The following is a 25,333-nucleotide window of genomic DNA, read 5'->3' as shown; positions in this document are numbered from 1 at the left end:
GCCCTGAATAGTGTTGTTCACCCCGGGAGGACTGGATGCCTCGTACCATCGCCATCATCGGTGCTGGACCTTCGGGGCTCGCAGCCGCTCGTGCCCTCGATAAGGCAGGCATCCGCTACGTCGGTTTCGAGTCAGCAGACGACGTTGGCGGCCTCTGGAATATTGATAATCCACGCAGCACTATGTACGAGTCAGCGCACCTCATTTCGTCGCGCACCACGACTCAATTCCGTGAGCTGCCTATGGCTACGACGGCGGATTATCCTGGCCACCGAGAGCTCCAGAAGTACTTTCGCGCCTTTAGTGATCGCTATGACCTGGGGCAGAAATTTCGTTTCTCCACGACGGTTGAGCGTGTTGAGCCCGCCGATGGTGGCGGGTGGAATGTAACGACGAGGCCGACAGATGCCGATAGCGGAATGCGCCAAGGCGGCGAGAGCGAGACTGAACACTTCGACGGCGTAATCTTGGCCAATGGCACGCTGGCGCACCCCAGCATCCCGAACTTTGATGGTGAATTTTCGGGGGAGATCATTCACTCGAGCGCGTACAAAAAGGCAACAATGTTTGCGGGCAAGCGCGTACTTGTCGTCGGCGCGGGAAACAGCGGTTGCGATATTGCCGTGGATGCTGTGCATCACGCTGACAGCGTCGACTTGAGTGTGCGCCGTGGCTACTACTTTGTTCCGCGCTATTTGTTTGGAAAGCCTGCTGACACCCTCAACCAGGGGCGACCGCTTCCGGCGCGGATAAAGCAGTTCATTGACACGAGAGTCTTGCGGGCGTTTACCGGTGATCCCGTCAACTTCGGCTTTCCTGCGCCCGATTACCGCATTTATGAGTCGCACCCGATTGTGAATACTCTTGTGCTTGGGCACCTCGGGCAGGGCGATTTGCGTGTCGTTCCCGCCCCAGAACGCTTCGAAGGCAACACGGTGCATTTTACCGATGGGACCCACGCCGACTATGACCTGATCGTATTGGCAACCGGTTACAGTCTCGATTATCCCTTCGTTGATCGAGATCACCTGAACTGGTCGGGGATGGCCCCCGATCTCTATCTCAATATGTTCCCGCCGAGCTTCAACGGTCTGTACGTTATGGGCATGATCGAGGCCAGTGGCATCGGCTGGCAGGGCCGCTACGAGCAAGCCGAACTTTTGGCGGCATATCTTGCCGCGCAAGAAGATGCTCCTCGTGCTGCCGCCCACTTCAGGGAGTCCGCCGAGCAACCGTGGCCAGACCTTACCGGTGGTTACAAGTACCTCGCACTCGAACGCATGTCGTATTACGTAAACAAAGATGCCTACCGACGCACCCTACGAAAACTGCGTGAGACCCTCACCCGAAAGGCCAACTCATGACCATCGATGATGCGATGCTCAACTTCAGCCCAGCATCGCTTATCGCTTTGAGCGTTGTGCTTGGTCTCATCATGTTCGGAATCGCGCTCGATACGAGCCTCGAAGACTTTCGGGCGGTACTCAAAGCCCCACGGGCCTTTGCGATCGCTTTGGTTGCTCAACTTGTATTGCTCCCCGCCGTGACCTTCGGTCTGACGCTGCTGTTGCAGGTCGGTCCGTCGATCGCACTCGGGATGATTTTGGTCGCGTGCTGCCCGCCAGGAAACATCTCCCAAGTGCTCACTTATCGTGCACGAGGCAACGTAGCGCTTTCCGTATCTATGACGGCAGTCACCAATGTGGTCTACATCGTCATGCTGCCCGTGAACCTGTCGCTGTGGGGTGGTTGGCACCCGACAGCGTCGACCATTCTCGAGAGCGTCAGCCTCAATGGTTGGCAGATGTTGCTGGAGATCGTTGTGATTATCGGTCTGCCATTCGCGGTCGGGTTTGCCATCAAGCATCGGTGGCCAGCGTTTGCCAAAAAAGTGCAGCCCACGGTGAAATGGGTGAGCCTCTTAGCGTTGCTCGGATTCATCATTGCGGCGCTCGCCGGTAACTTCCCATTCTTCATCGCCTACGTCGGTGTTGTGCTGTTGGCCGTCTTCCTGCACGATGCTGTCGCGCTCGGCCTCGGTTATGCGAGCGCGAGACTCGGTGGCCTCGCCCTCTATGAGGCCAAGGCGGTGACCTTCGAAGTGGGGATCCGCAACGCCGGTCTCGGGCTAGGACTGGTATTTGCCTTCTTCGGTGGGCTCGGCGGCATGGCGGTCGTCGCTGGCTGGTGGGGAATTTGGGACATCATCGCAGGGCTCGCCTTGGCCACCTGGTGGGGACGCCGCAAGGCGAAGGGTGCCGGTGACGGTTCTGGGCCGCATTCCGGTGTGCCCGAGAGTGGCACGGAGGCAGTCGCGTGACGCGGGTACTGGTTACGGGTGGCAGCGGATTCTTGGGCACCTCCGTGGTTGCCGGGTTGGCTGCATCCGAAGCCATTGAGCGTGTAGTGAGTGCGGACATTCGGGTTCCGAGCCCCGGCGTGCGGCTAGCGGGCGTGCACTATGAACGGGTTGATGTGACGGCTGCCGCTGACCTTCCCGAACTGCTGCGTGCTCACAACATTGACACCGTTGTCCACCTCGCCTCGATCGTGAACCCGGGCAGAACAACCACCGTGGCGCAAGAGTTTGCGGTCGACGTCGACGGGTCGCGCGCGGTCTTTGCCTCCTGCGTTGAGGCAGGTGTTTCGCGCATCGTCGTGTCGTCGAGCGGTGCGACGTATGGCTATCACGCTGACAACCCGGAGTGGATCACGGAGAGTGACCCGCTGCGAGGCAACGACGACTTTCCCTATAGCAAACACAAGCGAATGGTTGAGGAGATGCTGGCCGAGCTGCGCACAACCGCACCACAGCTGACTCAGACCATTTTTCGCATCGGAACAATCTTGGGTCCGGCAGTCGACAACCAGATCACTGCCCTGTGGGAGGGGCGTCGGTTGCTGAAGCTTGCCGGTTCTGACAGCCCCTTTGTGTTTATTTGGGTCGACGATGTTGTTGAAGTGATGGTGCGCGCGGCCACAGGCGGGCCTGCCGGAATTTTCAATGTTGCTGGCGACGGCAAGATGACGATCGGCGAGATTGCTCACGCGCTCGGCAAAAAGCTCCTCGTGCTGCCGCCGTGGGTATTCGCGGTCGCGCTCTGGGTAGGGCATGGGCTACGCCTCACCCCGCACAAACCGGCACAGGTCAAGTTTTTGCGCTATCGGCCGGTGCTCGACAACCGCGCCCTTCGCGAGTCATTTGGCTACCGACCGCGCAAGACTAGCCGAGAAGCTTTTGCCGCCTACCTTGAGGCGCGTGCTCTGCGCTCAAGCTGAATCGTTGGTGCTCAGATTCTCGGTGCCTCGGTGCTCGGTGGCGTCCACAGATACGGCGTCGTGGTGGTGAGTTCAACGAAACCGCGAAGTTTCAGGATGGGGCTGCTCTCGTCTGAGGCATCTACTTGCAGATAGGGCACTCCTCGTTGTTGTGCCCGTTGGGCGCGGGCTGCGCCGAGGGCACCGTAGATTCCTTTGCCCCGCCACTCGGATGCTGTTGAGCCTCCCCAGAGTCCCGCGAAGTCGCTGCCGGGGGTGAATTCGATTCTGGCACCGGAGACGATGCGGCCGCCGGCTTCAGCGACGAAGAGCACGGTGAGGTCAGGAGCTGAGGCGATTTGTGCTTCGAGTTCGTCGATAAACCAGACGAAGTCGTAGCCCCACACTTCAGAGAGCATGGCTGCCAGACCGACAATGTCGTTGTGGTCGTGGGTCTCGCGGATAGTGATCTCGGCAGGTAGCGGGCGTGCGCTCACTAGGTCAGCGGTGTGGCCGACGAGCACCGCTTCTCGTTCTTGAGCGATGAACCCTGCATGTTCGAGTCGCTGAGGGATGTCGGCGGGCACGTCATGGGCTCGCGTTTTCCATTCCACGGGTTCGTTTCGGGCAGCAAAGAAGTTGCGGTGATCGGCGATGAGGGCATCCAATTCGGCGCCGCTCATGTCGAGGCGCTGCGCAGTTTCGATCATTCCCTCGCTGCGCCCGGTTACTCGAAGCACGGAGTCTGTCAGTTCAAAATGAACTCCAACCGGCGGATGCTCGGGCACGATTAACCGCTGTTGGGCGTCGTAGAGCGCCAGCAGTTCGGTGGGGGAGATCATGCGATTCAGCATAGATCCGGATGCCGGTTCCGCGCCGCCAGAGAGCGTCATCTGTATACAGTTCACTCAGAATTTGGCTTGATTTCTCTTGAATCAGCTCTAGACTGAAGATCTTGTATACAAAGCCATCAGTGGGTAAACCGCAAGGTGGTCAAGTAACCAGTTTCGGGAGGTGCGTATGGCGACACCGGTAAGAGCCAGCGATCGCGCCTACCAAGCCCTCCGTGACGACATCGTGGAGTGGCGACTCTCGCCAGGCACCATTCTGGGCGAGGTCGAACAGGCTGCGCGGCTCGGGGTGTCCCGCACCCCGCTGCGAGAAGCACTGTCCCGACTGATAACTGATGGGCTGGTGGCAAGCCAATCCGGTCGGGGACTGGTCGTCACTGACGTTTCTGTTGACAACATCCGCGAACTTTTCGATGTGCGCAAGGCGCTCGAAGTGAAGGCGATGCGCCTCGCGGCCCTGCATCACACCGGCAGTATTTTTGCCGACCTTGAGCGCGAATTCGATGAAGTACCGGCATTGCTCGCTCGCGATGACAGCGACCGCAGTGCCTACTTTGACCTCGTTCGCCGGTTCGATGCGGCAGTCGATGACGCGGTCGAAAACGATTACCTCACCGGCGCCCTCAACTCGCTGCGCACCCACCTGGTTCGGGTGCGTCGCCTTGCCAAAGACAATCCAGAGCGGTTGACGGCTGCCGCCCGCGAACACCTCCTTATCGTGCAGGCCATTGTCGCGCGCGATCCCGAACTTGCTGCCCATGCCACCCACGTTCATCTCCATCACGCGCTCACGAGCGCTTTAGCTACGGCCGCGGAATCTCCCTTGCGCGCCGCCAATTGAAAGGCTCCACTGTGAAAGATCACGCCCTCCGCGTTTACCGCAGCGACGAGAACCTCGCTCGCGAAGACCAACTTGCCCACAAGATTGCCGCGATCGCTGCCGAACAGCTCGAACCAACGGATGCCGTGACCGACATGGTAATCAACCGTGTGATTGACAATGCTGCGGTTGCTACTGCGTCCCTCACGCGTGCGCCGGTGGTTGCTGCGCGTGCGCAGGCCGAGCGTCACCCCTACACGCCGGGAGCCACGGTGTTTGGCTCCGACGAGCGCGTGAGCCCGGAGTGGGCTGCGTGGGCTAACGGTGTTGCCGTTCGCGAGCTCGACTATCACGACACTTTTTTGGCCGCCGATTATTCGCATCCCGGCGACAACATCCCGCCGATCTTGGCGGTTGCTCAGCACACGGGCCGCACGGGTGCTGACCTGCTGCGCGGGATCGTCACGGGGTACGAAATCCAGATCGACCTCGTGAAGGCGATTTGCCTGCACAAGCACAAGATTGACCACGTTGCTCACCTCGGCCCGAGCGCCGCCGCCGGCATCGGAACCCTCCTGGGGCTCGACACCGAGACGATCTTCCAGGCTGTCGGCCAAGCACTCCACACGACCACTGCCACGCGTCAGTCGCGCAAGGGCGAGATCTCCACCTGGAAGGCACACGCTCCCGCTTTCGCCGGCAAGATGGCCGTCGAAGCAGTTGACCGTGCCATGCGCGGCCAGACCAGCCCCACCCCGATTTACGAGGGTGAAGACGGCGTGATCGCGTGGATGCTCGATGGTCCAGACGCGCACTACGAGGTTCCGCTGCCTGAGCTGGGGGAGCCGCGCACCGCGATCCTCGACTCGTACACGAAGGAACACTCGGCCGAATATCAGGCGCAGGCGTGGATCGACCTCGCCCGCAAACTGGGGCGCGAGCATCCGGAACTTGTGGAAGAGAACATCAACCGCATCGTGCTGCACACGAGCCACCACACGCACTACGTGATCGGTTCGGGTGCCAACGACCCGCAGAAGTACGACCCCAACGCGAGCCGCGAAACGCTCGACCACTCCATTCCGTACATTTTCACGGTTGCCCTGCAGGATCAGGAGTGGCACCACGTCAACAGCTACGCTCCCGAGCGAGCCAACCGCGCAGACACGGTTGCGCTGTGGAAGCGCGTCACGACTCAAGAAGACGCCGAATGGACGCGTCGCTACCACTCGATCGACCCCGCCGAGAAGGCGTTTGGTGGTCGCGTCGAGATCGAAATGACCGACGGCAGCCGCATCGTCGAAGAAATTGCCGTTGCTGACGCGCATCCGCTCGGTGCTCGACCCTTCGCCCGCGAGCAGTACATCACCAAGTTCCGCACCCTCGCGGATGGTGTGCTCGCGAGCGACGAAATTGAACGCTTCTTGGCCGCGGCCGTGCGACTGCCCGAACTGTCGGCATCCGAACTGGGAGAACTGACCGTACGCGGCAACTTCCCCGCCACCACCGCTAAAGGAATCTTCTAATGCTGTATGCCCAAACAGACCCAGCAACCAAGCGTGCGCAGTTCCGTGAGCGTCTGGCGAGCGGCGAACTGCTGCGCGTGCCGGGTGCGTTCAACCCGCTGAGTGCTCGCCTCATCCAAGACAAGGGTTTCGACGGCGTCTACATTTCGGGTGCGGTTATCAGTGCCGACCTCGGGTTGCCCGACATCGGCCTGACGACGCTCACCGAGGTGGCTGGTCGTTCGCAACAGATTTCGCGGATGACCGACCTCCCGACACTCGTCGATGCCGACACCGGTTTTGGCGAACCCATGAACGTGGCTCGCACCGTGCAGACGCTCGAAGATGCGGGTGTCTCGGGCCTCCACATCGAAGATCAGGTCAATCCGAAGCGTTGCGGACACCTCGACGGCAAAGCTGTTGTCGACACCGATACTGCGCTCAAGCGCATCCGAGCGGCTGCCGATGCACGCCGCGACCCCAACCTGCTGATCATGGCTCGCACCGACATCCGCGCCGTTGATGGTTTGGATGCCGCAATGGATCGCGCGAAGCAATTAGTTGATGCGGGTGCTGACGCAATCTTCCCCGAGGCCATGAAAGATCTCGGTGAGTTCGAGGCGATGCGTAAGGCCGTGGATGTTCCGATCCTCGCAAACATGACAGAGTTTGGTAAGAGCGAACTTTTCACGACAACGCAATTGAGCAATATCGGCGTAAACATTGTTATTTACCCCGTAACCCTGTTGCGTAGTGCAATGGGTGCTGCAGAGCGCACCCTCGATGCAATCAACGCCGACGGCACCCAGCAGTCTGCCGTGGCCGAAATGCAGACGAGGGCTCGCCTGTATGAACTGCTCGACTATGAGAGCTACAACTCGTTTGATTCGTCAGTGTTCAACTTCACACTCGATGGCCATTACTAACTTCAGAACCACAGCAATTACCGCCCACCCCTACTAACCACACTCACAACTTTGACTCGATACCACTACCGAGGAGCACCATGACTGACCTAACAGGAACCCCTGAAACCGAGATTCGTAAAGGTTTGGCCGGCGTCGTCGCCGACACGACTGCGATCTCGAAGGTGAACCCCGAGACCAACTCGTTGCTGTACCGCGGCTACCCCGTGCAAGAACTGGCCGAGAAGTGCACCTTTGAAGAGGTCGCCTACCTGCTGTGGCACGGAGAGCTGCCGACCGGTGAGCAGCTAGAGGAGTTCCAGAATGTGGAGCGTGCGCAGCGCCACCTCGACGCGCACACCAAGCGCGTCATTGACGAGTTGCCTCTTTCCGCGCATCCGATGGATGTCGTTCGCACCGCGGTCAGCGTGATCGGTGCCTTGGACGACACCCTCACTGACCCCGCGAGCATGGTTGATGAAGAACTCAATCTTCAGCGCTCGCTCACTCTGTTTGCCAAGCTGCCGGCGATCATCGCCTACGACCAGCGTCGTCGTCGCGATCAGGAACTTGTTGAGCCGCGGGATGACCTCAGCTATTCGGCCAACTTTTTGCACATGACGTTCGGCGAGGTTCCTGACCTCGTTATCGTCAACGCTTTTGATGTGTCGATGATTCTGTATGCCGAGCACTCCTTCAACGCGTCGACTTTCACCGGTCGTGTGGTGACGAGCACGCTCAGCGATCTCTACAGTGCCGTCACGGCAGCAATTGGTGCTCTCAAGGGTCAACTGCACGGTGGCGCGAACGAGGCTGTTATGCACGTTTTCGATGAGGTCGGCTCAGCAGAAAATGCGGAAGCGTGGCTCGAGAATGCCCTTGCTGAGAAGCGCAAGATTATGGGCTTCGGTCACCGGGTTTACAAGAACGGTGATTCGCGAGTTCCCACGATGAAGGCTGCGCTCGAAACTCTCGTCGCCGAATTCGATCGCCCCGACATGCTTGCCATGTATGACGCCCTCGAAACGGCAATGACGAGCCGCAAGAACATCAAGCCAAACCTCGACTACCCGAGTGGCCCCGCCTACAACCTCATCGGCTTCGATACCGACATGTTTACGCCGCTGTTCGTTGCTGCGCGAATCACCGGCTGGACCGCCCACATCATGGAGCAGGCGGCATCCAATGCGCTCATCCGCCCGCTTGCTGCCTACTCGGGAGTCGATGAGCGGCACATTAGCTAGGAGCTTGACGCGCGGGGATGGAACCGTCAGTCGTGAGTGGCAAGATGGGGATATGACTGTTCCCCAGATTGAACTGAACGACGGAAATTTCATCCCCCAGCTCGGCTTCGGTGTCTTCAAAGTGGACCCCGAGGAGACCGAGCGCATCGTCACCGACGCACTCGAGGTTGGCTACCGCCACCTCGACACCGCCATGATTTACGGCAACGAGCAGGGCGTCGGCAACGCCATTAAAGCGTCGGGAATCCCGCGCGAAGAACTCTTCATTACGACGAAACTGTGGAACAGCGACCAGGGCACAGACTCTGCTCGCGATGCCATGGATCTCAGCCTCGAGAAGTTGGGCCTCGACTATGCGGATCTGTACCTCATCCACTGGCCCCGCCCCGACCTTGACCGCTACCTTGACAGCTGGCTCACGCTTGAGCAGTTGAAAGAAGAGGGCAAGGCACGTTCGATCGGTGTCAGCAACTTCCACCGCCCTCACCTTGAGAAGATCATCGCGGGCAGCAACACTGTTCCTGCGGTTGACCAGATCGAGCTGCACCCTGCGTTCGCGCAGCGCGACCTGCGTGCGTATGGCGCAGAGCTGGGGATGCACATTGAGGCCTGGGGCCCTCTCGGCCAGGGCAAGTATGACCTGTTTGGCGAGACTGCTCTCCAGTCTGCTGCTGAAGCACACGGTGTTTCACCCGCTCAGGTTGCCATTCGTTGGCACCTGCAGAACGGCATCATCGTGTTCCCCAAGTCGAACTCGCGCGAGCGTATGGCTGAGAACTTCGATGTCTTCGGCTTCGAGCTTTCCGCGGATGAGATGGCATCGATTGATGCGATCGACCGCGACCAGCGTGTAGGTGCGAACCCCGACGAAGCTACCTTCTAGGGCGCACTTTTCGTTTCTGGCACAGGCCGGCATCCTCACTCGGTTCGGTGAGCGGGTGTCGGCCTGTGTTGTGGGTTGTGGCTGCTGAAGTACTGCCTCTTGCGCCGCGACGACGCCGAACGTCAGTATGGGCTAGATAGAGGAGGCAGCATGGATCGTTCTGCGATACTCGCGCTTCTGAAGGAGCTTGCTGCGTCAGCTGTGGGCGTGCACGCCGAGGTCGGTATTGGGGGAGTGCACCCCAACGATGAGACTTTTCTCCAGCTCACCTCGCTGTCGAACCGCGATGAGTACGCGATCGTTTCCGTGGATGCGGCCGGCTGGTTTCAGTTGGAGGTCTCGGGTGGTTTTTATCACGCGCAGGCGAATGATCTCGCCTCAGACGAAACCCTGCGGGAGTACCTGGCGCAATATTTCCAGGCCGCGCTGGCATACCTTGCTGGCCATTGGTCGACCCGCACGTCGAGGCTTTTCCGACTTCCGATTGTTGTGGTGGATAGCGCTGTGGATCTTTTCGGCCAGCCGCTCGCTCTCGGGCTCAGAGTTCGTGCTTCGTGGAGGATGCTGTCCCGGCGACCGCCGCGCGCTTCCTTCAGCGATGAACACTCGAATTTTGCTCCCGTGACTGATGAGGATCGAGCGAATTTCCCTATTCCGTTGCTGCCGACAGTGGGCTTCTGTCGTGCCGGTGAGTATCAGGGGCTGTACCTGTTTTCGGGTCTTCTTAATGTCTTTCCCGTCGCTGAGCGCATGTGGGACATAGTCATTGCCGGAGGCGGCCCCGGCGGCGACGACGAACTATTCTTTGCGGAAGACGGCCTCGGAGTCGCAACCGTACGCGATCTCGACATCGAGTGGGCTCCGGCGCACCTGCAGAATGTTGCCCGCCGCGAGTTGTTTCTCGGCCTCAGGATTGATGTACCCATTCAGCATCCCTCGGGGTGGGAAAGCGATGGCGACCAACCCCACATTGCCTCACGCGTCGCCGCGGACGGCCCGTGGGCTCGTTTCGAGCAGCCTGCATAAGTACGCCAGAGAGGGCGGCGGTGATTTTCACGCCTCCGGATGCTTCGCGCTGGACGCTGCTGCCGCTACATTAAGTGAGTGATCCGCGGAATCCGACGAACGCTCAACGTAGGCCCGTGGGTCGTTGCGCTCTACGGATCGCTGTTCGGTGCGGTCGTTGGGGCAGTTTTTGCGCTCGCCCTCATCAGCGAGTACTGGGGAACTGAGGCGTTCACGAGGTTCCTGCCTGCATCGCTATTCTTCGGGATCATCGGCGGAAGCATCGTAGGGCTGGTGTCGGTCGCTGTAGGGCTTGGCCTCCGTGCCATCCTCAGCACCGGCGACCGTCTCAACAGCACCACGGTGGCATTGGGCTCGAGCACCTTCCTGCTGGCAGTCGCAGTGCTCTTGACCTGGTTTATGGGAGAGTCCCTCGGCACCACGTTCCCCACGTGGCTGCCGATCACCTTCGCCGTTGTTGGTGTCGTGTGGTTCGGCTTCTGGTCGCGGATGCGGTCAGCTCGATCTACAAAACTCAGCCTAAGGAATTAGATGAGTGCCCCAAGTTCTCGCGCGCTGCGGTCGAGGGCCTCCGCTCGCGTCGAGTCATCTAGCGATTCCGCCTCGAAGCAGTCCGAGGACTGAGCGCGAAAATGTTGAGGATAACCTCGCCCCGCAACGGCGTGGAATATGCGGTTTTCGAATTCGGCCAGTTTCCTTCGCGGTCTGAAATTGCGACGATCAAGAGGGAGGGGCTGGGGTTACGCCTCGCTAGTGTTCCTCACGAGGTTGCTGCTCTCGATGGTCTCGTGAAGTTTGCTGATTCCCTTACTCATCTTGACGTGAGTGCGATTGGCCCCACGGATGCCCGTGCGATCGAGTCGTTGATCCGCTTGGAAGAATTGAGTTATTCGGGCAACCTCGTGTGTCCCGTCGATCTCAGCAGGTTGGAGAATCTCACAACCTACTTTGGGCCTCACAAAAATTTTGAAACGCTGGCCGCGCGCACTTCGTTGACTGAGCTCACGTTGTACCCGGCGCTTCCTCATCTGGTCGAAGAGATAGAGGGCCCGCTCACCACCTTGTCAATCGTTCACACCGGCAACCTTCGCGCGGTTCCGGTGATTCGCCATCCCCAGCACCTCGAAACACTCAGCATTGACGGCCCCAGTTCGCTCGACTTGGAGGCGCTGCCTAACTACACCTCGCTTCGGGGACTCGAACTTTCGAGCATCGGAAGCGTGACGTCGTTGGGGGTGATCCGCATGATGTCTGCCTTGCAGAGCATCCTGCTGACCAAAGTCCGTACAGTTGAGGAGGATGCGGATCTGTTGCAAATCGAAGATGTTTCGGTCGTGGTGCAAGGTCGCCATGGCTTCAGCCCAGAATTCGTGCGCGACGCACAAGCGACTGGCCAGTGGTTATTCGCCTGAGCGGGAATCCGTCGCTCAGCGCCTAGATCGACTGGCAAAAACTCGTGGAAGTGCGCGCGCTCGTGATGTGTGGCCGCTTCCCTCTGCAATACTCAGCACCATGATGGCGGAGGATCAGGAGCGGTTCACGAAGAATTGGTTGCGATCAAAGGTGACTTCTTCGCAGGGCTATTCGGTGATCCTCTCGGCGCGCACTCAGACCCGGTACTGCGATTCAGAGGGGGAACTGCGCATCTTTTCTGAACCGCTCGCGGCGCGAGGGATATCAGTGGTGGTTTATGCGAACACAATCCCGGATACCGCATCGCGGCCACGCTCGCTGGTTGTAGAACGGCTTGTGAAGGTTTTCGGTTTCGCAGGCTGGAAAGTCGAAATTGCATGGGAGTGAACTCTCAAGCAAGCCGGGACTGGAGAACGCAAGGTAGGGGTAACTGAGACCGATGACTTCGTGGTTTCAGTTCGCTCTTCCATATCGCGGCCCCCTACTTCTGCTTGGAGTGTTCCTGTTCCTAAATACCGAGGGCGCTGGGCTATTCGCAAACAAAGAGCTATCTAATGAATAAGCAACCACCAGACAATGGCGTGGACTACAGTTTCGCGCGGAGTATCGCGACCGACGTGGTGCAGCGGGTCGACGTGCGCTTTCCCCGTGTGCGCATTAATTTCCACGGTCCATCGGAGATGTTCCACGGAGTTGCCGTCGAATTCTGCCCCTCAAACCCTCGGGCTGCTTATGCCGAAGTATTCGTGGCCTACGACGGCTCCTATGTTCTCAATGTTGGCTCTCACTTTCACTTTGAGGGCGGCAGCGTGAGCGACGACTCAGGCGATACTGTCGATGAGATCGTCGAGCACCTAGAGGTAATCGGAACTAAAGGACTTGCCGGGGTTACAGGTTTTAGGCTGTGGGGTCTGTTCTCAGCTACGTGGTAACTCAGTCATGGCGGGCGCCAGCTAGGTTTCGGGCCCGAAGGCTCACTTGCCGTGGGCTGCCCACAACGGGGCATTTCGAGGTTGCCTCAGAAGCGGTATTTTTGGTGGCACAAAGTGGTGCCCGAGCCGCGGTAATTGGCGCGCCTAAGCATCCGGAAGGTTGGAGTCGAACTATGAGCACATCGTTGCGGGTTCCTCCGACGAGCCGAGAGCGTGAGGTGCTGATCGCAGTAGCGGCGGAGCAGCCCTTCGACGTGCCTTCGCGCGAGTGGGAACAATCGGCATTGCTCACTATTGCGGCTAGCTTCGCAGCTATCAACGACATTTGGACGGACGAGCAAAATGCTCATGTGATCGATGTGCTCTCGAAGCTTCTTTCTCACGACGACCCGGCGATCGTGGCCGGAGCGGCAACTCGCGCGGCGGTTTTGTCGGGCTGGTGGGATAGCTCGATGCTCGAAGACCCGAATGGGCGAGAAACCAAATGGGCTGAGCTCGCGGTCGAAGCTCGGCCAGATTGGGTGCTGAATTGGCTCAAGCTGTCAGACTGTTTCGACGCACAGCGGCGGTTTTTGGAAACAGTAGAGATCGCGCAGCATTTGGCGCAGTTGCCAACGTTGGCCCCACCCGGGGACCCGTTTGATGTGGCATTCGAGCTCATTTTCACAGGGCGCCTGGAATGGACGAAACGCAAAGCGAAAGAGTTTCTTGCCAGCTCGATAAAGAAAGCTCAGGCCGCCGATTCGGTCGATGAGACTTCTGGTGTCTCTCATGCAATACGGGGAGCAAAGTGCCACAGAATCGGAACCATGCGTTGGATGCTGTCTCACTTGGCGAGAGAGCGGTTCGGCGCACGGTCAGCAGTGTCTGGCCAACATGCCCTTGTCGAAAATGCGCTGCTTTCGCTGGAACTGACTTATCGATCCCCGACCGAGGCAGAACTGCGGCTTTTGCGTGCTTTGGTCAAACGAACCCCGCGGTTCTCGGGTTCGCTTGCCACCCTCTCAGCGCTGACCGTTGCGTTAATGAACGATGGCGGTATGGGCAGCTTGGCGATCGGCCCTCCTTCGCTCGAACGACGTTTCGAGGATCAAGTAGCGGAGGTAACTTTCTTTGATGTTGACGGCATGTGGGTTTCCGCCACGTTGAACGTGGATCAGTTCGATGAACTTTTTGAGCTCGACGTGTTCAAAGGTGATTTCTCACCGCTGCGAGAAATCCCGCAGACATTCCAGTGAAAGGCCAACGTTGGCAAGCAGTTTGAAGGTGCGAGCAAACTTGAATTCACCATTGAAACGTGACGGCAATTCGCTTAATTAGCTTCATAGGTTGATCGGACCCGGCGGCGGGGTGTCGCTTTTCCCATCGGCGAGTATCGCGGTCACCATCGATACCGCTCGGGGGTCGAGGCTGTCACCCGGGTAGAACTCCTCGTACAACTCGTCAGCGTCGTCGAGGGAGCTGATCTCGCACAAGCTCAGGAGTAGTCGGATGCCGCGGGTGTCGCGACCGGGGCGGTTGGCGCGCAATTTCATCGCCGAGAGTGGTTGCCACGACTACACGCTCTTGAACGTGTCGCGCCACGCAAGAACGCCGCGTTTAGCGAACTCGGTGGGGACTTCTGCGAGTGGAGCAACAGGGTCTGCGGGGTCCACTTCAAGGGTCCGGTGGCTGATGAGGAACCGGTTGGGGAGATCAACCCACTGCGGCAGAGGAATGCCCTCGTCGGAGAGACGCCACGCTACAAGCGCCGCTAGTGCGGCATCCCACACCGGGTCTCGAGTCGACTCGGGCTCGGCAAGCCCGAGGACTCCGCGAATCAGTCCGTGCTCGGCCACAAGATTGTCGTTGAGCTGCAGCAAGGCCCGTAGCGCTCTGTCTTTATCGCCGGCAGCGAGCTGGTGACGGATTTCGGTAGCGGCGGTTGCCGCGTCGTCCCGGCGAGTGGGTGCCGAATACAACCGGTGCCCTGCTCCAGCTAAAAGGCGATCGATGGTGTCGAAGCTTGCATCGCGCCCCCGTTCAGAGCGAGAAACGCTGCCCTGATCGATCGAGGAGCGGGAAGCGAGCTGCTCCTGGGTTAGGCGACGACTTTTTCGGGCAGCACGGATCAACGTGGATGCATTTGCCATAGTGATCACCGCTCTTCTTTCTCCCAAATATAGCTTGGAAAACATATTTTGGTTAGCTCATGTAATTCCGGATGCTCCCGCTCGCTGGACTGTCCACGATCACTGCCGAGATCGCTCCTCACTAGACTCGAGCGCGGGAGGCAACTTGAGCAAGCGCGGGCAGAAATCTCCACCTAAAGTGCGGATGATGGCTATGGCACTCGTCGACGAGAGTGGCCTTCGCTGGGAGTTCGATACCTCGTTGGGCTATAGCAATGGCCGCGCTCTCTCCGAATTCGTGGAGCGACCTGGCGTGAAGCGGGTGCTTCTCCAGCGCGATCGAGACGTGAGCGACATCACCGCGAACTCGACGAAGCGCCGAGAACTGCTGGAGCTCGAGGATGGCAAGCACATCAACCCTTCGGACGAGTACAACGCCGGAATCTATCGACGTGGACCGGACGAGATCGCAGTCATCTCACTCATTCACTGAAGACGCTCATCTGCTGGGGGGTTCTCGACGTGCGAATAGTGAGTATATTTCTCATCGGGGGTGTTTCCCAGGAATCGGATGGTCATGGAACTACTAGCGTCAGGTTCAGGGGCTCCCATTCCGGCAACTAATGCCCAAGGGTTTCTCTTTCTCGGCATGTTGTTGCTGTTTGCTGCCACATACACCTGGACCCAACGAGAAACTTACGCGCGTAAGAGTCGCAAGCGTTTCGAGAAATTGGGTTGGACTTGGTTTGCGCGCCGGATGCCCGACCGTAGGTGGCACCGGATATCAGTTGTCTTCGCGGTGGTCGGGGGAGCGTTGGGGATGCTGTCTCTCCTGGCCGGCGTTGTGTTTGTCTTCTTGGGCATCTAACACGGAGATGCCCCGTTTTATCGTCTTAGGTGCTTTGCTGATTCGCTGGTAGTAGTTTTAGCTTTGAAGCGCTTCGCTCCACCTTCGTGCGAATCGGGGGTGGCCCGATGGCGCACTATGCTGGCCCAAATCGCCCGACTTCGACACTGTTGGAGGTCGACGGTGCACCCCTGAACTGGGGCCAAGGAAAGCTGGGCTGTCCTCATTAATGCGGACAGCGGAGGAAATCTCATTAGCGATAGCTTCTCGATTGGCAACCATTCTCGTGGACTCGCCCCCATGTCCTCCCCGAGGGTCATGGGTACCGCCATCCGAAGGTGTTGCTTTGCTTCTCTCTGTTCGTTGGTCCCTATTCTTCGTCATGGCCATGACTACCTCTTTGATGTTAGTTGTGACTTTGATTCAGCCCGTTCAGCAGGCCGCCGCAGCCCCTGCCGCCCTTTCCGAATCGGTCGAGCTGATTCCGGCAATCGATTCGCCAACGGTGGTGCCAGACGCTACAGAGTTTCCCGCGGGCCGCTTCGATAAGGCGTCGAGTGGGCCGCTCAATGAAGCAACGAGCAGAGGGTTGGCTAAGTCGGCACCGAGGCCTACACAAGTTGACCTAGATGAATTTGACCCGGCAGCTACTGATGTTGTGTCACGGACCGAGTTTGAAACGACCTACCGCCTCGAAGACGGCACCAACGTGTCGGAGCTTTCGCTTGTTCCGCTGAACGTTCGCACGCCGGACGGAAACTGGGCCGAACTTTCGACTGATGTCACCGATTGGGAGGCTGGCCGCTGGGGCGCAGACGAGCATCCGCTAAAGCCAACTTTCGGCAACGAAGCCGATGATGATGCGGTGCTCGAAGTTGCGCGTGATGGCTACAGAGTTTCGTTTGCTCTCGAAGGTTCTGCTGACAGTCGGATGTCTCGTCCGATTGCGAACCGTCGGCTAGCGGACCCGAGCAGTGTCGAGTACCACGACGTGTTTGATGATGTTGATCTCCGATATGACGTCGAAGCTGGTTCAGTCAAAGAGACGCTCGTGTTGAACGAAATCCCGTCGAAGGCTGAATCGTCGTGGTCGTGGATAGTATCCGCACCTGGTCTCACCTTGGAAGTAAACGAGTTCCGCGAAATCGTATTCCTTGACAAGGAAGGCGTCACCAAATTTCACATCCCTGCGCCGATCGCTTGGGACTCATCAGGTATCGAAGAAGTCCGTGAGCCTTCACTGATCAACCTCGACATCGAGCTGAGCCACGTCGGCAACAAGTGGCGACTAGAACTCTCCGCTGACCCCAAGTGGCTCACGGCACCGGACCGCGAATACCCCGTGATGGTCGACCCCACGCTCAGCGTGGGGGTTTCTTCCCTGCGAGCTTACAAATCCGATGGCTACATTCGCACGGACGCTGTTCAGGTAGGAAATTCGCGCAGCAACGGGAACACCTTCTGGCGCACTGGTGCGACATATAGGTTCCCTACGCTGGCGGGGAAGCAGGTCTTAGCTGCGACGTTTGCTGGGGCATATGGCGGCTATGGCACAACAACGACACGTACCCAAAAAATCACCGTCAACCAGTGTTGGGGTTACAACTGCTATGGCCCAACTCTTGGGTCATTCTCAATAAGTTCTGGTTCGGGGAGCACTTCCGCCACTCCTATCGCACAGTTCTACTCGAACGTAGTTAATGCTGGAGGAACCAGTGGCGCGCTGAATATCCGTGGGGATGAAAGCTCGAACTACACCTACAAGCAGCTCAATACAGCACTAGCAATCGCTTGGAAGAACTACCCATCTGTGTCAGGGTTTGCTGCGCCGACACCGGCTAACGGGGCTGTTGGTGCACCGGTGATGCCCACTTTCAAGGCCATCGGTAGTGATCCGGGCGGGCAGGGTTTGGCGTACCAATACAGGGTCGGCACCACGAGCGACATCGGGGCGAGCGAGGTGTTCACTTCGCCGTGGTCGACTACGGCACAGCAGCAGGTGCCTCCGCAGGATCAGTTGGATGCGGGCACGACCTACTACTGGAAGGCTTACGTTAAGGACGGCTACAACGGCCACCTCGGCACTTCCACTATCCGGTCGACACCAACGCGATCATTCACCACTAACTCACCGGCTCCGACTCCGGACCGCGCTTCCGCGGCCCCCGTCGACGATGCTGTGCTGGTTTCGCTGACCCCGACGCTGAGCACAGGCGCCGTAGTTGATGCTGAGGGCGCAACGGTGGAGTACCAATTCCGCATTGCTACGGGTACCGATGGCAAGTCGGGCGCGATCATCTCTTCGGGATGGTTGAGTGAGCCGACCTGGACGGTGCCTGCGGGCACGCTCCAGGATGGTGGCACGTACACGTAGGTTGCCCTGACCAGTGATGGTATCGACGTTGATCTCGACGGGGCGTGGGTCAATTCGTTCAAGGTTGATCAGCGCATCGGCTCTGCGGGTCCTGCTCCGACCGATGCTGCGGGTCCCGTCTCGGTCAACCTCGCCAACGGTAATGTGAGCCTGGGCTTCACGTCGCCGATGGTGTCGACTGTTGGTGGGCCGATGGGTATGTCGTTTGCGTACAACTCGCTGCGGTCGCCTTCATCGAAGAAGGGTCTCATTGGCAGCTACTTCACTGCGAAAGCGTCACCAACATCCACCCCAGAGTTTGATTTCGACGACAAGCTACCAGTGCTTGTTCGCACGGATCCGGCGGTGTCTTTCGATTGGGCGGCTGAATCTCCGGCACCGGCTGTTCCCGTAGACAATTTCTTGGCTCGCTGGACGGGTTACATCACTCCGCCGACGGGAGGCACCGGCAGCTATGAATTCGTCATCAAGGCTGATGACGGGGTCACACTGCGAGTCGCCGACACCCAGCTGATCAACGCTTGGACGAATGGCTTTGCAGAAACAACGGGTACCGCAATTTCACTGACGGAGGGTGTGCCCGCACGATTCCAGCTCGACTACTACGAAGCTGTGGCCAATTCGAGCGTTCAGCTTCTCGTGAAGTTCAATGGTGCTACCGCTATCCCAGTGCCACCGGACTGGTTCACCACTGAGATCCCGCTGCTTCCCTTTGGTTGGAACGGTTCCGCTCCGGTGAATGGTAATTCTGGTGTTTACGCTTCGGCGACGGTCACCGAGTCATCGGTGACGCTCACTGACATCTCGGGTTCTGTGCATATTTATGCCAAGAAGTCGTCGGGCGGGTACACAACGCCGAAGGGTGAGTACGGTGTGCTCTCGGTGGATGGTGCGGGGTTGGTCATTCTCACTGAAGACGACGGCACGGTTTACGCCTTCACGGCGCAGGGCAAGGTGGGGTCGGTAACGAGTCCTGCAGATTCGCAGAAGCCTGCGACGCCGATTGTGCATTACCGGGAAGGTACTGGTCAGATTGATCGGATTTCTGACCCGCTTTCTGAGGTGCTGCCTGCTACGTCTCCGCCGACGTACTCTCGCGAGGTGCGCTTCGCCTATGCGGGTGATGTTGTTGGCGATGTTGGGTTAGGGATCACTGACTCGACTGATCTGTCAGGAAACGCCTGCCCGTTCGATTCGGGTCTCGACTATGCCGAGCCGCCAGCAAACATGCTGTGCCGCATTATTTACCCTGGCCATGTTGAGGACGCGGATGACACGACCCGTCTGTTCTACAACAGCAACGGGCAGTTGGCGGCGATTCTTGATCCCGGCAACGAGCTGTCGAGCTTCGGATACGACGCCGAGGGCCGCATGTCGGTCATCCGCGATTCGTTAGCTAACGACTGGCTCGCGGCGACGTCGAATGCTCCGGCAGCGGAGTCGACGGTCGAGATTGTCTACGATGCCGAAGGTAAGGCGACGTCGGTGACTTTGCCGGCACCGGATGGGACCACCGCGGGAGAGCGTCCTAAGAAGACGTTTACCTATGACGGAAGCAGCACCTATGTAGATGTTGACGGGCTTGTGCTGCCTTCGGGTGCCCACGCCAAGACGGTCACGTTCGATTCGGCGTGGCGTCAGCTGACGGCGACATCCGCGATGGGGCTCACCGCATCACAAGTGTGGAACACTGACGACCTGATTCTGTCGGCGACAGACGCCACGGGACTCATGACGACAACGATCTATGACGGCGAGGATCGTGCGACTGACAGCTATGGTCCAGCGCCAGATAGCTGCTTCGACGTTGACAGGTTGCCGTTGCCATCCTGTGCAATTGTTCCTGCGCATACCGAGACCGCGTTCGATGACTCACTCGAGGGTTTGCACGTCGCGTTCTACTCGAACCCGATTTTGTCGGGCGCCCCGAAGGCCTTCAACTTTGGGCTCGAGGGTGCTGGCGGCGCTCTGGTCAAGGACTGGGACGCAACAGCACCGGCAGGGCTGGGAGTCACCGATAATTGGTCACTTCGGGCTACTGGTTTGATCACGTTCCCGGATGCTGGGGTCTACAACTTCCGCACCGTCGCCGATGATGCGACGCAGTTGTGGATCGATGACATTTTGGTGATCGGCGACTGGGCGGGGGAGAACGCTCACACTTCTGCTGAGCGCGATATTCCTGCCGTCACGGCGGGTCAAACGAAGAGCATCCGTCTGGCGTATGCGGATCGCACGGGCAATGCCGAGCTGGATTTGCAGTGGAAGGTGCCAGGGTCGGAGACTTGGACAACGGTTCCTGGCTCTGCGTTCTCGCCCGATTATGGGCTGGCGAACCGCACCACCGTGCACGATTCAGCACCGGTATCGAGCGGGCTGTCTGATGCGCAGGTGCCCGACATCGTGACTTCGCTGCAGTATGAGCACCCGTGGTTGGGCGCGGCGACGAGCACAACGATTGACCCCGACGGGTTGGCGTTGACGACGGCGGAAAGTTACGAAGCTCCGGGCGGAAGCGGGTATCTGCGTCGTCTGACACGTCACCTTCCTGCTGCGGTTGCCGCGGCAGGGGCCTCCGCGCCGGCCGCGTCGGAGGGCAACTCCTCGGTTTACTACGGCGACACCGAGACTCTGGCCGAGGCCGGTTTCGCGGCTGAGGTGTGTGGGGTTCCGTTGAGTACACCGCAGCACGGCTTCATGAAGACTTCGACCGGCGCAACGCCCGCTGTGGGCAGTGCCGTGGTGACGGAATTCGTTTATGACTTGTGGGGTCGCACGGTCGGAACGAAGCGTTCCGGCGACACGAGTTGGAGCTGCTCAACATTTGATGTTCGGGGTCGCCCCCTCACGATTTCGTTCCCGGCTTTCGGCGAAGGTGCTGCGCGAGTAGCGACGAACAACTATGCCGTCGGCGGCGATCCTCGCGAAGTCTCCCAAAGCGACTCGGCAGGCACAATCTCCACCGGTTCAGACCTGCTTGGGCGAACAATTTCATACGAAGATGTATGGGGTACGAGCACCACGTTGAGCTATGCAGCAAAGACGGGGCAACTCCTATCGATGACGGTCGTAGTTAATGGGGGCCGACCATCGACCAAGTCGTTCGAGTACGACGTCGACGGGAAGGTTGAACTCGTCAAGCTAGACGGCGAAGTGATTGCCGATCCTAGCTACAACGCGGCAACCGGCTTGCTGGCCAGCGTGGACTATCCTGCCGGGGTTGGCAACGCAGGTAATGGCAGTTCTCTGGACAATTTGACACGCAATGAAGCCGGTGCGGGTACCGGTTTCACCTGGTTATTCCCGGATGGTGCCACAGTGTCGGACACGGTGGTTCGGTCTCAGTCTGGTCGGGTCATTCAGAACACGCTTACGGACACCTTTGCTGCAGATCCACATACCGAGACTTCGCATTACACCTTCGACGCTGTCGGCAGACTCATCGAGGCAGTGATCCCACGGAACGTGCTCACATATGGCTTCGGGGACACCGTGTGTGGTGCTGACACGAGTGATTTCGCTGGTCGCAACGGAAATCGCACTTTCTCGACCATTTCCAAGGATGGTGGCAGCCCAACTACGGTGAGTTACTGCTACGACGTGTCCGACCGGCTGGTGTCAACCACAGTGACTGGTGCCTCAGTGAGCGCGAACGCATTGTTGGCGAGCAATCTTGATGCAACTTCGCTGAGCTATGACGCTCACGGTAACACCTCCAAGTTGGCGGACCAGATCCTTGAATATGACGTGACCGATGCTCATATCAAAACCACGCTCGCGGACGCCACCGTGATCTCGTATCTACGAGATGTCTCGGGGCGGATCGTGCAGCGGACTTCGACCACTTCGGATGGCACTGCGGAAGTTTTGCGCTACACCTTCACCGCTGATGGCTTGTTCGGGGTCTTGGATAGCTCAGGAGCATTGATCGAGCAGTCGCTGTCGTTGCCTGGCGGCGTAAGTGTGTCTCTTCGCGTGGCTACGGATGCAAAATGGTCGTATCCGAACCTGCGCGGGGACTCGATCATCCTGACGGACCACCTGGGTATCCGGATCGGGGCGCGAGCCGCGTTCGACCCGTTTGGGCAGCCCATCGACCGTGCCACCGGCGATATCGGAACGGTGACGGCGGACGACGCAGTGACTGATACTGCCCCTGGCGACGCGGACTATGCGTTTGTGGGTGCGCACCGAAAACTCTACGAGCACCAGGGATCGATCGCGACAATCGAAATGGGGGCGAGACAGTATGTTCCGGCCCTGGGTAGATTCCTGGAGGTTGACCCGGTTGAGGGCGGAGTCTCGAACGACTACGATTACCCGGCCGATCCGATAAACAGACTCGACCTCAGCGGCATGTACACAGCGGACTCTGTCGATCGTGTTTCCAGAAGCAGCGGCAAATCTGCCGCGGCGCTATGGCGCGCAAATAAGCCCAACTCGGCATCGGCGACACGATGTGTCATTTACCGCAGCAGTAGCTGTCGGGATCAAAGGCCAGGAGCGAATCTCAGCCCTGTGAAGCCGATGACTAGGGACGACTGGAGCGCTTGGAGCATCGGATTAGGCATCACCGCAGGAATCCTAGGGGTTGCGGCCCTTATGCTTGCGGCTACTGGAATTGGCGCACCGGTCGCCGCTGTTCTTGGCGTGGCGGCGGTTGGGCTAGGAGCTATTTCCACGGCAATCGAGTGTTCAGCGAATGGGTGGGGTGTGCCTTGTGGACTGGGTATAGTTTCAGTCGCGGTGGGAGGTGCGGGTCCGATAGTGAAGCTGTTTGCACCGGCCAGTAGGCAGGTGAGCTGGGTCTCGAATTGGAGCGGAGTTCACGGTGCCGCGTTCGGCGGCGGCGCCTTAATCCCACAGAAATGAGGTTGCGATGCACTCACATGTAAAGTTTGGCAGACGTGTTTCAGGACCCTCCCAGAAATTCTGCGTCATGTTTGCCCTAGTCAGCGCTATCATTTTACTGATTTCTGGCTCAATCAGTGGGTTGATGGTTACGTTCGGGCTGAACGAGCATTTCTTAGTGCTCACTATCGGTGGCCTTGTGATTGCCGGATCTGCGCTTATCTCGATGATTGTTGCTCTTGTGATGTGGACGGTGCAACGGGATCGAGAAGCCGCGCTTGGATATACGACAGTGTTTTCTCTCGCGTACGTCGACCTCGCTACGGTGGATGATAGGACCGGGTACTTGTTGCGTTCAGCGGGAGAACCGTTGCTTACTCGCGAGGAATACGAGAATAGAGTCGCGGCCGCGCGCGCGGCTTACTCGAAAGAGAATGGGTTGATATGATCCGCGTGTTGTTGTCATTGGGCTTGCTCGGGATCGTTCTTTTTGTGCTCGGTAGATTCTGGCCACAGGTAGATATAGCGCCAGGTTCGGGGCGACCGGGGCTATTCGAACCGGCAGCAATCGGACCTTCGCTCATTGGTGCTGGTGCTGGCCTAGTGTTGGTGTCCGCTATCCTCGCGCTGTATGTTGTGCCAGCGCAGGTGAGGCTGAGAAGAGTTGTCGCCCTGAACCCTGACGGCCCCAACTTTATCGCGAGAGCGGATGCGAGTCTCGCGCACGCGTTGAATCGACGCTTGAATAGCCAACCAACTCTCGCAAGAGACGTACCCGCACTTGTGGTATTGAGCGTGGATTCAACGGGGGTGTCCTTCTGGGGGCGAGATAAGGTCGTGCCATTGGCACGATTCGAATGGTCAGAGATATCGAAACTGACAGCCGTCCCGATACACATGGGGAGAGACACGATCGGCATCGAGCTGCGCTCGCCTGTCGCAGGCGGGCCCGCACTAACCGCGACAGTTGTGCCCGCGAATGCGACGTTACTTGCCTACGCCAAGCCTGCGGAAACGAGTGCTTTAGTCCACCAGATGATTCAGCAAGGTGCAGCATTGCGGTAGCTATTTTGTTTCTCCCCTGCGACGAATCACTCTTTGTTGAGGACGAGTTTCAAGAATTGTCTAGCTGAACCGACTTGGTTGACTATTCAGTCGCAACCAGACGGTAGAAATGACTCACGAATATGGGGGCATGTGCTAGCGGGACTCGCTCGGTGCCTTAGTTAGCTCGACTCCCGCGACATTCCCTCAGTGACGGCGGCCCATAGGCACAGCATCCCACTGGCATATGCGTATCGCGCGGCCAACGTCAACGTAGATTTGCGACGAGAGAGGACGGAGTCGTTGGTGTTGGCAGTGGTGAATGGTTCTGCGTAACCTTCCTGGTGCTGTTGAGGCGGCAGGAGCTTCCGCGCCGGCCGCATCTGAGGGCAACTCTTCGGTTTACTACGGTGACACCGAGACGCTGGCCGAGGCCGGTTTCACTGCGGATGTCTGTGGTGTTCCGTTGAGCACACCGCAGCACGGCTTCATGAAGACGTCGACCGGTGCAACGCCCGCGGTGGGCAGTGCCGTGGTGACGGAGTTCGTTTATGACTTGTGGGGGCGCACGGTCGGAACGAAGCGTTCCGGCGACACGAGTTGGAGCTGCAACTACTTCGACGATCGCGGTCGGGCAACCTCGAGTGTGCTGTCCGCATTCGGTTCGTCTCCGGCCCGTACGACCACGACAACCTACGGGTTCGTTGGAGATGAAATGGTTGTGACGACGACAGATTCGGCTGGCATCATCACCGCAACCAGTGACCTTCTCGGCCGCACGGTGACCTACACGGATGTGTGGGGCACGGTGACGACCCCTGAGTACGCGTTGAAGACGGGTCGTGTGACTTCGGTCACCACGGTCGGTGGCGGTGTGACCGGTAAGCAGTCATTTGAGTATGACGCTGACGGCAAGGTCACTGTGGTCAAACACAACGACGTCGCCATTGCGACGCCCTCGTACGTGTCGGCGACGCAGCTTCTGGAGTCGGTCGCGTATGCCAACGGCAGCAGCCTGGGTAGTATCACCCGTAATGAGGCTGGTGCGGGTACTGGTTTCAGTTGGGGTTTCCCGGATTCAACGGTGGTGTCGGATTCGGTGGTGCGGTCGCAGTCGGGTCGGATTATTCAGAACACGTTGTCGGATTCGTGGGTGGCTGATCCGCGTACGGAAACCTCGACTTACACCTTCGACGCGGCAGGCCGTTTGACCCAGGCGGTCATCCCGAGGCATGTGCTCACCTATGGTTTCGGTGACACTACGTGTGG

Annotated in this window: 23 protein-coding genes; 20 read left to right on the top strand and 3 right to left on the bottom strand. The window is 58.9% G+C overall.

Features of this window, described 5'->3' with window-relative positions:
• The first annotated feature begins 35 nt into the window (after positions 1 to 35).
• From ACOH1Z_RS09445 to ACOH1Z_RS09435, 3 genes are read left to right on the top strand one after another with little or no spacing between them, the layout of a single operon-like run.
• A complete protein-coding gene (locus tag ACOH1Z_RS09445; RefSeq protein ID WP_449648245.1) occupies positions 36 to 1,364 on the top strand; it encodes a flavin-containing monooxygenase in 1,329 nt (442 codons plus the stop codon).
• Positions 1,361 to 2,320 (top strand): bile acid:sodium symporter family protein, encoded by a 960-nt coding sequence (locus tag ACOH1Z_RS09440; protein ID WP_449648244.1) that lies wholly within the window; start codon positions 1,361 to 1,363, stop codon positions 2,318 to 2,320. The genes ACOH1Z_RS09445 and ACOH1Z_RS09440 overlap by 4 nt, the downstream gene beginning before the upstream one ends.
• On the top strand, positions 2,317 to 3,279 hold the full coding sequence (locus ACOH1Z_RS09435; RefSeq protein ID WP_449648243.1) for an SDR family oxidoreductase: 963 nt from the start codon (positions 2,317 to 2,319) through the stop codon (positions 3,277 to 3,279). The genes ACOH1Z_RS09440 and ACOH1Z_RS09435 overlap by 4 nt, the downstream gene beginning before the upstream one ends.
• An 11-nt stretch (positions 3,280 to 3,290) precedes the next feature.
• On the opposite strand, the gene ACOH1Z_RS09430 is transcribed toward ACOH1Z_RS09435, so the two are convergent.
• The gene (locus ACOH1Z_RS09430; RefSeq protein ID WP_449648242.1) at positions 3,291 to 4,100 is read right to left on the bottom strand and encodes a GNAT family N-acetyltransferase; all 810 of its coding nucleotides are present in this window, start codon (positions 4,098 to 4,100) and stop codon (positions 3,291 to 3,293) included.
• 178 nt (positions 4,101 to 4,278) lie between these two features.
• Between ACOH1Z_RS09430 and ACOH1Z_RS09425 the strand changes: the two genes are divergently transcribed.
• The 11 genes from ACOH1Z_RS09425 (at position 4,279) to ACOH1Z_RS09375 (ending at position 14,075) form a co-directional block, all read left to right on the top strand.
• A complete protein-coding gene (locus ACOH1Z_RS09425) occupies positions 4,279 to 4,950 on the top strand; it encodes a GntR family transcriptional regulator (protein ID WP_449648241.1) in 672 nt (223 codons plus the stop codon).
• A gap of 11 nt (positions 4,951 to 4,961) precedes the next feature.
• The gene (locus ACOH1Z_RS09420) at positions 4,962 to 6,455 is read left to right on the top strand and encodes an MmgE/PrpD family protein (RefSeq protein ID WP_449648240.1); all 1,494 of its coding nucleotides are present in this window, start codon (positions 4,962 to 4,964) and stop codon (positions 6,453 to 6,455) included.
• Positions 6,455 to 7,360: a methylisocitrate lyase gene (gene prpB / locus ACOH1Z_RS09415; RefSeq protein ID WP_449648239.1), complete on the top strand. Its 906-nt coding sequence runs from the start codon at positions 6,455 to 6,457 to the stop codon at positions 7,358 to 7,360. The genes ACOH1Z_RS09420 and prpB overlap by 1 nt, the downstream gene beginning before the upstream one ends.
• A gap of 80 nt (positions 7,361 to 7,440) precedes the next feature.
• A complete protein-coding gene (locus ACOH1Z_RS09410; RefSeq protein WP_449648238.1) occupies positions 7,441 to 8,583 on the top strand; it encodes a bifunctional 2-methylcitrate synthase/citrate synthase in 1,143 nt (380 codons plus the stop codon).
• A 52-nt stretch (positions 8,584 to 8,635) separates the two neighbouring features.
• Positions 8,636 to 9,466 carry an aldo/keto reductase gene (locus ACOH1Z_RS09405; protein WP_449648237.1) on the top strand — a complete coding sequence of 277 codons (831 nt, stop codon included), beginning with the start codon at positions 8,636 to 8,638 and terminating at the stop codon, positions 9,464 to 9,466.
• A gap of 150 nt (positions 9,467 to 9,616) precedes the next feature.
• Positions 9,617 to 10,492, top strand: coding sequence for a hypothetical protein (locus ACOH1Z_RS09400; protein ID WP_449648236.1), 876 nt, complete (start codon positions 9,617 to 9,619; stop codon positions 10,490 to 10,492).
• 78 nt (positions 10,493 to 10,570) lie between these two features.
• Positions 10,571 to 11,023 carry a hypothetical protein gene (locus ACOH1Z_RS09395; RefSeq protein ID WP_449648235.1) on the top strand — a complete coding sequence of 151 codons (453 nt, stop codon included), beginning with the start codon at positions 10,571 to 10,573 and terminating at the stop codon, positions 11,021 to 11,023.
• A 101-nt stretch (positions 11,024 to 11,124) separates the two neighbouring features.
• Positions 11,125 to 11,904, top strand: a complete 780-nt coding sequence (locus ACOH1Z_RS09390; RefSeq protein ID WP_449648234.1) for a hypothetical protein — start codon at positions 11,125 to 11,127, stop codon at positions 11,902 to 11,904.
• 100 nt (positions 11,905 to 12,004) lie between these two features.
• Positions 12,005 to 12,292 (top strand): hypothetical protein, encoded by a 288-nt coding sequence (locus tag ACOH1Z_RS09385; protein ID WP_449648233.1) that lies wholly within the window; start codon positions 12,005 to 12,007, stop codon positions 12,290 to 12,292.
• A gap of 167 nt (positions 12,293 to 12,459) precedes the next feature.
• Positions 12,460 to 12,837, top strand: a complete 378-nt coding sequence (locus ACOH1Z_RS09380; protein WP_449648232.1) for a hypothetical protein — start codon at positions 12,460 to 12,462, stop codon at positions 12,835 to 12,837.
• 173 nt (positions 12,838 to 13,010) lie between these two features.
• Positions 13,011 to 14,075, top strand: a complete 1,065-nt coding sequence (locus ACOH1Z_RS09375; protein WP_449648231.1) for a DUF6984 family protein — start codon at positions 13,011 to 13,013, stop codon at positions 14,073 to 14,075.
• Positions 14,076 to 14,159: 84 nt separating this feature from the next.
• On the opposite strand, the gene ACOH1Z_RS09370 is transcribed toward ACOH1Z_RS09375, so the two are convergent.
• Together ACOH1Z_RS09370 and ACOH1Z_RS09365 are read right to left on the bottom strand one after the other, a co-directional pair.
• Positions 14,160 to 14,372 carry a hypothetical protein gene (locus ACOH1Z_RS09370; protein WP_449648230.1) on the bottom strand — a complete coding sequence of 71 codons (213 nt, stop codon included), beginning with the start codon at positions 14,370 to 14,372 and terminating at the stop codon, positions 14,160 to 14,162.
• A 21-nt stretch (positions 14,373 to 14,393) separates the two neighbouring features.
• Positions 14,394 to 14,969 (bottom strand): helix-turn-helix domain-containing protein, encoded by a 576-nt coding sequence (locus ACOH1Z_RS09365; protein ID WP_449648229.1) that lies wholly within the window; start codon positions 14,967 to 14,969, stop codon positions 14,394 to 14,396.
• Positions 14,970 to 15,156: 187 nt separating this feature from the next.
• Here ACOH1Z_RS09365 and ACOH1Z_RS09360 point away from each other — a divergent pair, with 187 nt between their 5' ends.
• The 6 genes from ACOH1Z_RS09360 to ACOH1Z_RS09335 form a co-directional block, all read left to right on the top strand.
• Complete coding sequence (locus tag ACOH1Z_RS09360) at positions 15,157 to 15,441, top strand: hypothetical protein (protein WP_449648228.1); 285 nt, start codon at positions 15,157 to 15,159, stop codon at positions 15,439 to 15,441.
• Between the two features lie 84 nt (positions 15,442 to 15,525).
• A complete protein-coding gene (locus ACOH1Z_RS09355; protein ID WP_449648227.1) occupies positions 15,526 to 15,816 on the top strand; it encodes a hypothetical protein in 291 nt (96 codons plus the stop codon).
• Between the two features lie 391 nt (positions 15,817 to 16,207).
• The gene (locus tag ACOH1Z_RS09350) at positions 16,208 to 18,169 is read left to right on the top strand and encodes a hypothetical protein (RefSeq protein ID WP_449648226.1); all 1,962 of its coding nucleotides are present in this window, start codon (positions 16,208 to 16,210) and stop codon (positions 18,167 to 18,169) included.
• 192 nt (positions 18,170 to 18,361) lie between these two features.
• On the top strand, positions 18,362 to 23,041 hold the full coding sequence (locus ACOH1Z_RS09345; protein WP_449648225.1) for a PA14 domain-containing protein: 4,680 nt from the start codon (positions 18,362 to 18,364) through the stop codon (positions 23,039 to 23,041).
• A 67-nt stretch (positions 23,042 to 23,108) separates the two neighbouring features.
• Complete coding sequence (locus ACOH1Z_RS09340) at positions 23,109 to 23,468, top strand: hypothetical protein (protein ID WP_449648224.1); 360 nt, start codon at positions 23,109 to 23,111, stop codon at positions 23,466 to 23,468.
• Positions 23,469 to 24,386: 918 nt separating this feature from the next.
• Positions 24,387 to 25,333 (top strand): hypothetical protein (locus ACOH1Z_RS09335; protein ID WP_449648223.1); only part of this gene is annotated, 947 nt, incomplete at its 3' end.

Source organism: Rhodoglobus sp. (assembly GCF_053580035.1).
The sequence above is the reverse complement of the archived record's forward strand: the minus strand, read 5'-3'. Positions and strand labels throughout refer to the sequence as shown.

Excerpts from the sequence above, each read along its gene's own strand:
- ACOH1Z_RS09445 (WP_449648245.1), top strand. The coding sequence starts at position 36 with ATGCCTCGTACCATCGCCATCATCGGTGCTGGACCTTCGGGGCTCGCA.
- ACOH1Z_RS09440 (WP_449648244.1), top strand. The coding sequence starts at position 1,361 with ATGACCATCGATGATGCGATGCTCAACTTCAGCCCAGCATCGCTTATC.
- ACOH1Z_RS09430 (WP_449648242.1), bottom strand. The coding sequence starts at position 4,100 with ATGATCTCCCCCACCGAACTGCTGGCGCTCTACGACGCCCAACAGCGG.
- ACOH1Z_RS09425 (WP_449648241.1), top strand. The coding sequence starts at position 4,279 with ATGGCGACACCGGTAAGAGCCAGCGATCGCGCCTACCAAGCCCTCCGT.
- prpB (WP_449648239.1), top strand. The coding sequence starts at position 6,455 with ATGCTGTATGCCCAAACAGACCCAGCAACCAAGCGTGCGCAGTTCCGT.
- ACOH1Z_RS09410 (WP_449648238.1), top strand. The coding sequence starts at position 7,441 with ATGACTGACCTAACAGGAACCCCTGAAACCGAGATTCGTAAAGGTTTG.
- ACOH1Z_RS09405 (WP_449648237.1), top strand. The coding sequence starts at position 8,636 with ATGACTGTTCCCCAGATTGAACTGAACGACGGAAATTTCATCCCCCAG.
- ACOH1Z_RS09400 (WP_449648236.1), top strand. The coding sequence starts at position 9,617 with ATGGATCGTTCTGCGATACTCGCGCTTCTGAAGGAGCTTGCTGCGTCA.
- ACOH1Z_RS09390 (WP_449648234.1), top strand. The coding sequence starts at position 11,125 with ATGTTGAGGATAACCTCGCCCCGCAACGGCGTGGAATATGCGGTTTTC.
- ACOH1Z_RS09385 (WP_449648233.1), top strand. The coding sequence starts at position 12,005 with ATGATGGCGGAGGATCAGGAGCGGTTCACGAAGAATTGGTTGCGATCA.
- ACOH1Z_RS09380 (WP_449648232.1), top strand. The coding sequence starts at position 12,460 with ATGAATAAGCAACCACCAGACAATGGCGTGGACTACAGTTTCGCGCGG.
- ACOH1Z_RS09375 (WP_449648231.1), top strand. The coding sequence starts at position 13,011 with ATGAGCACATCGTTGCGGGTTCCTCCGACGAGCCGAGAGCGTGAGGTG.
- ACOH1Z_RS09370 (WP_449648230.1), bottom strand. The coding sequence starts at position 14,372 with ATGAAATTGCGCGCCAACCGCCCCGGTCGCGACACCCGCGGCATCCGA.
- ACOH1Z_RS09365 (WP_449648229.1), bottom strand. The coding sequence starts at position 14,969 with ATGGCAAATGCATCCACGTTGATCCGTGCTGCCCGAAAAAGTCGTCGC.
- ACOH1Z_RS09360 (WP_449648228.1), top strand. The coding sequence starts at position 15,157 with ATGGCTATGGCACTCGTCGACGAGAGTGGCCTTCGCTGGGAGTTCGAT.
- ACOH1Z_RS09355 (WP_449648227.1), top strand. The coding sequence starts at position 15,526 with ATGGAACTACTAGCGTCAGGTTCAGGGGCTCCCATTCCGGCAACTAAT.
- ACOH1Z_RS09345 (WP_449648225.1), top strand. The coding sequence starts at position 18,362 with ATGGGTATGTCGTTTGCGTACAACTCGCTGCGGTCGCCTTCATCGAAG.
- ACOH1Z_RS09340 (WP_449648224.1), top strand. The coding sequence starts at position 23,109 with ATGTTTGCCCTAGTCAGCGCTATCATTTTACTGATTTCTGGCTCAATC.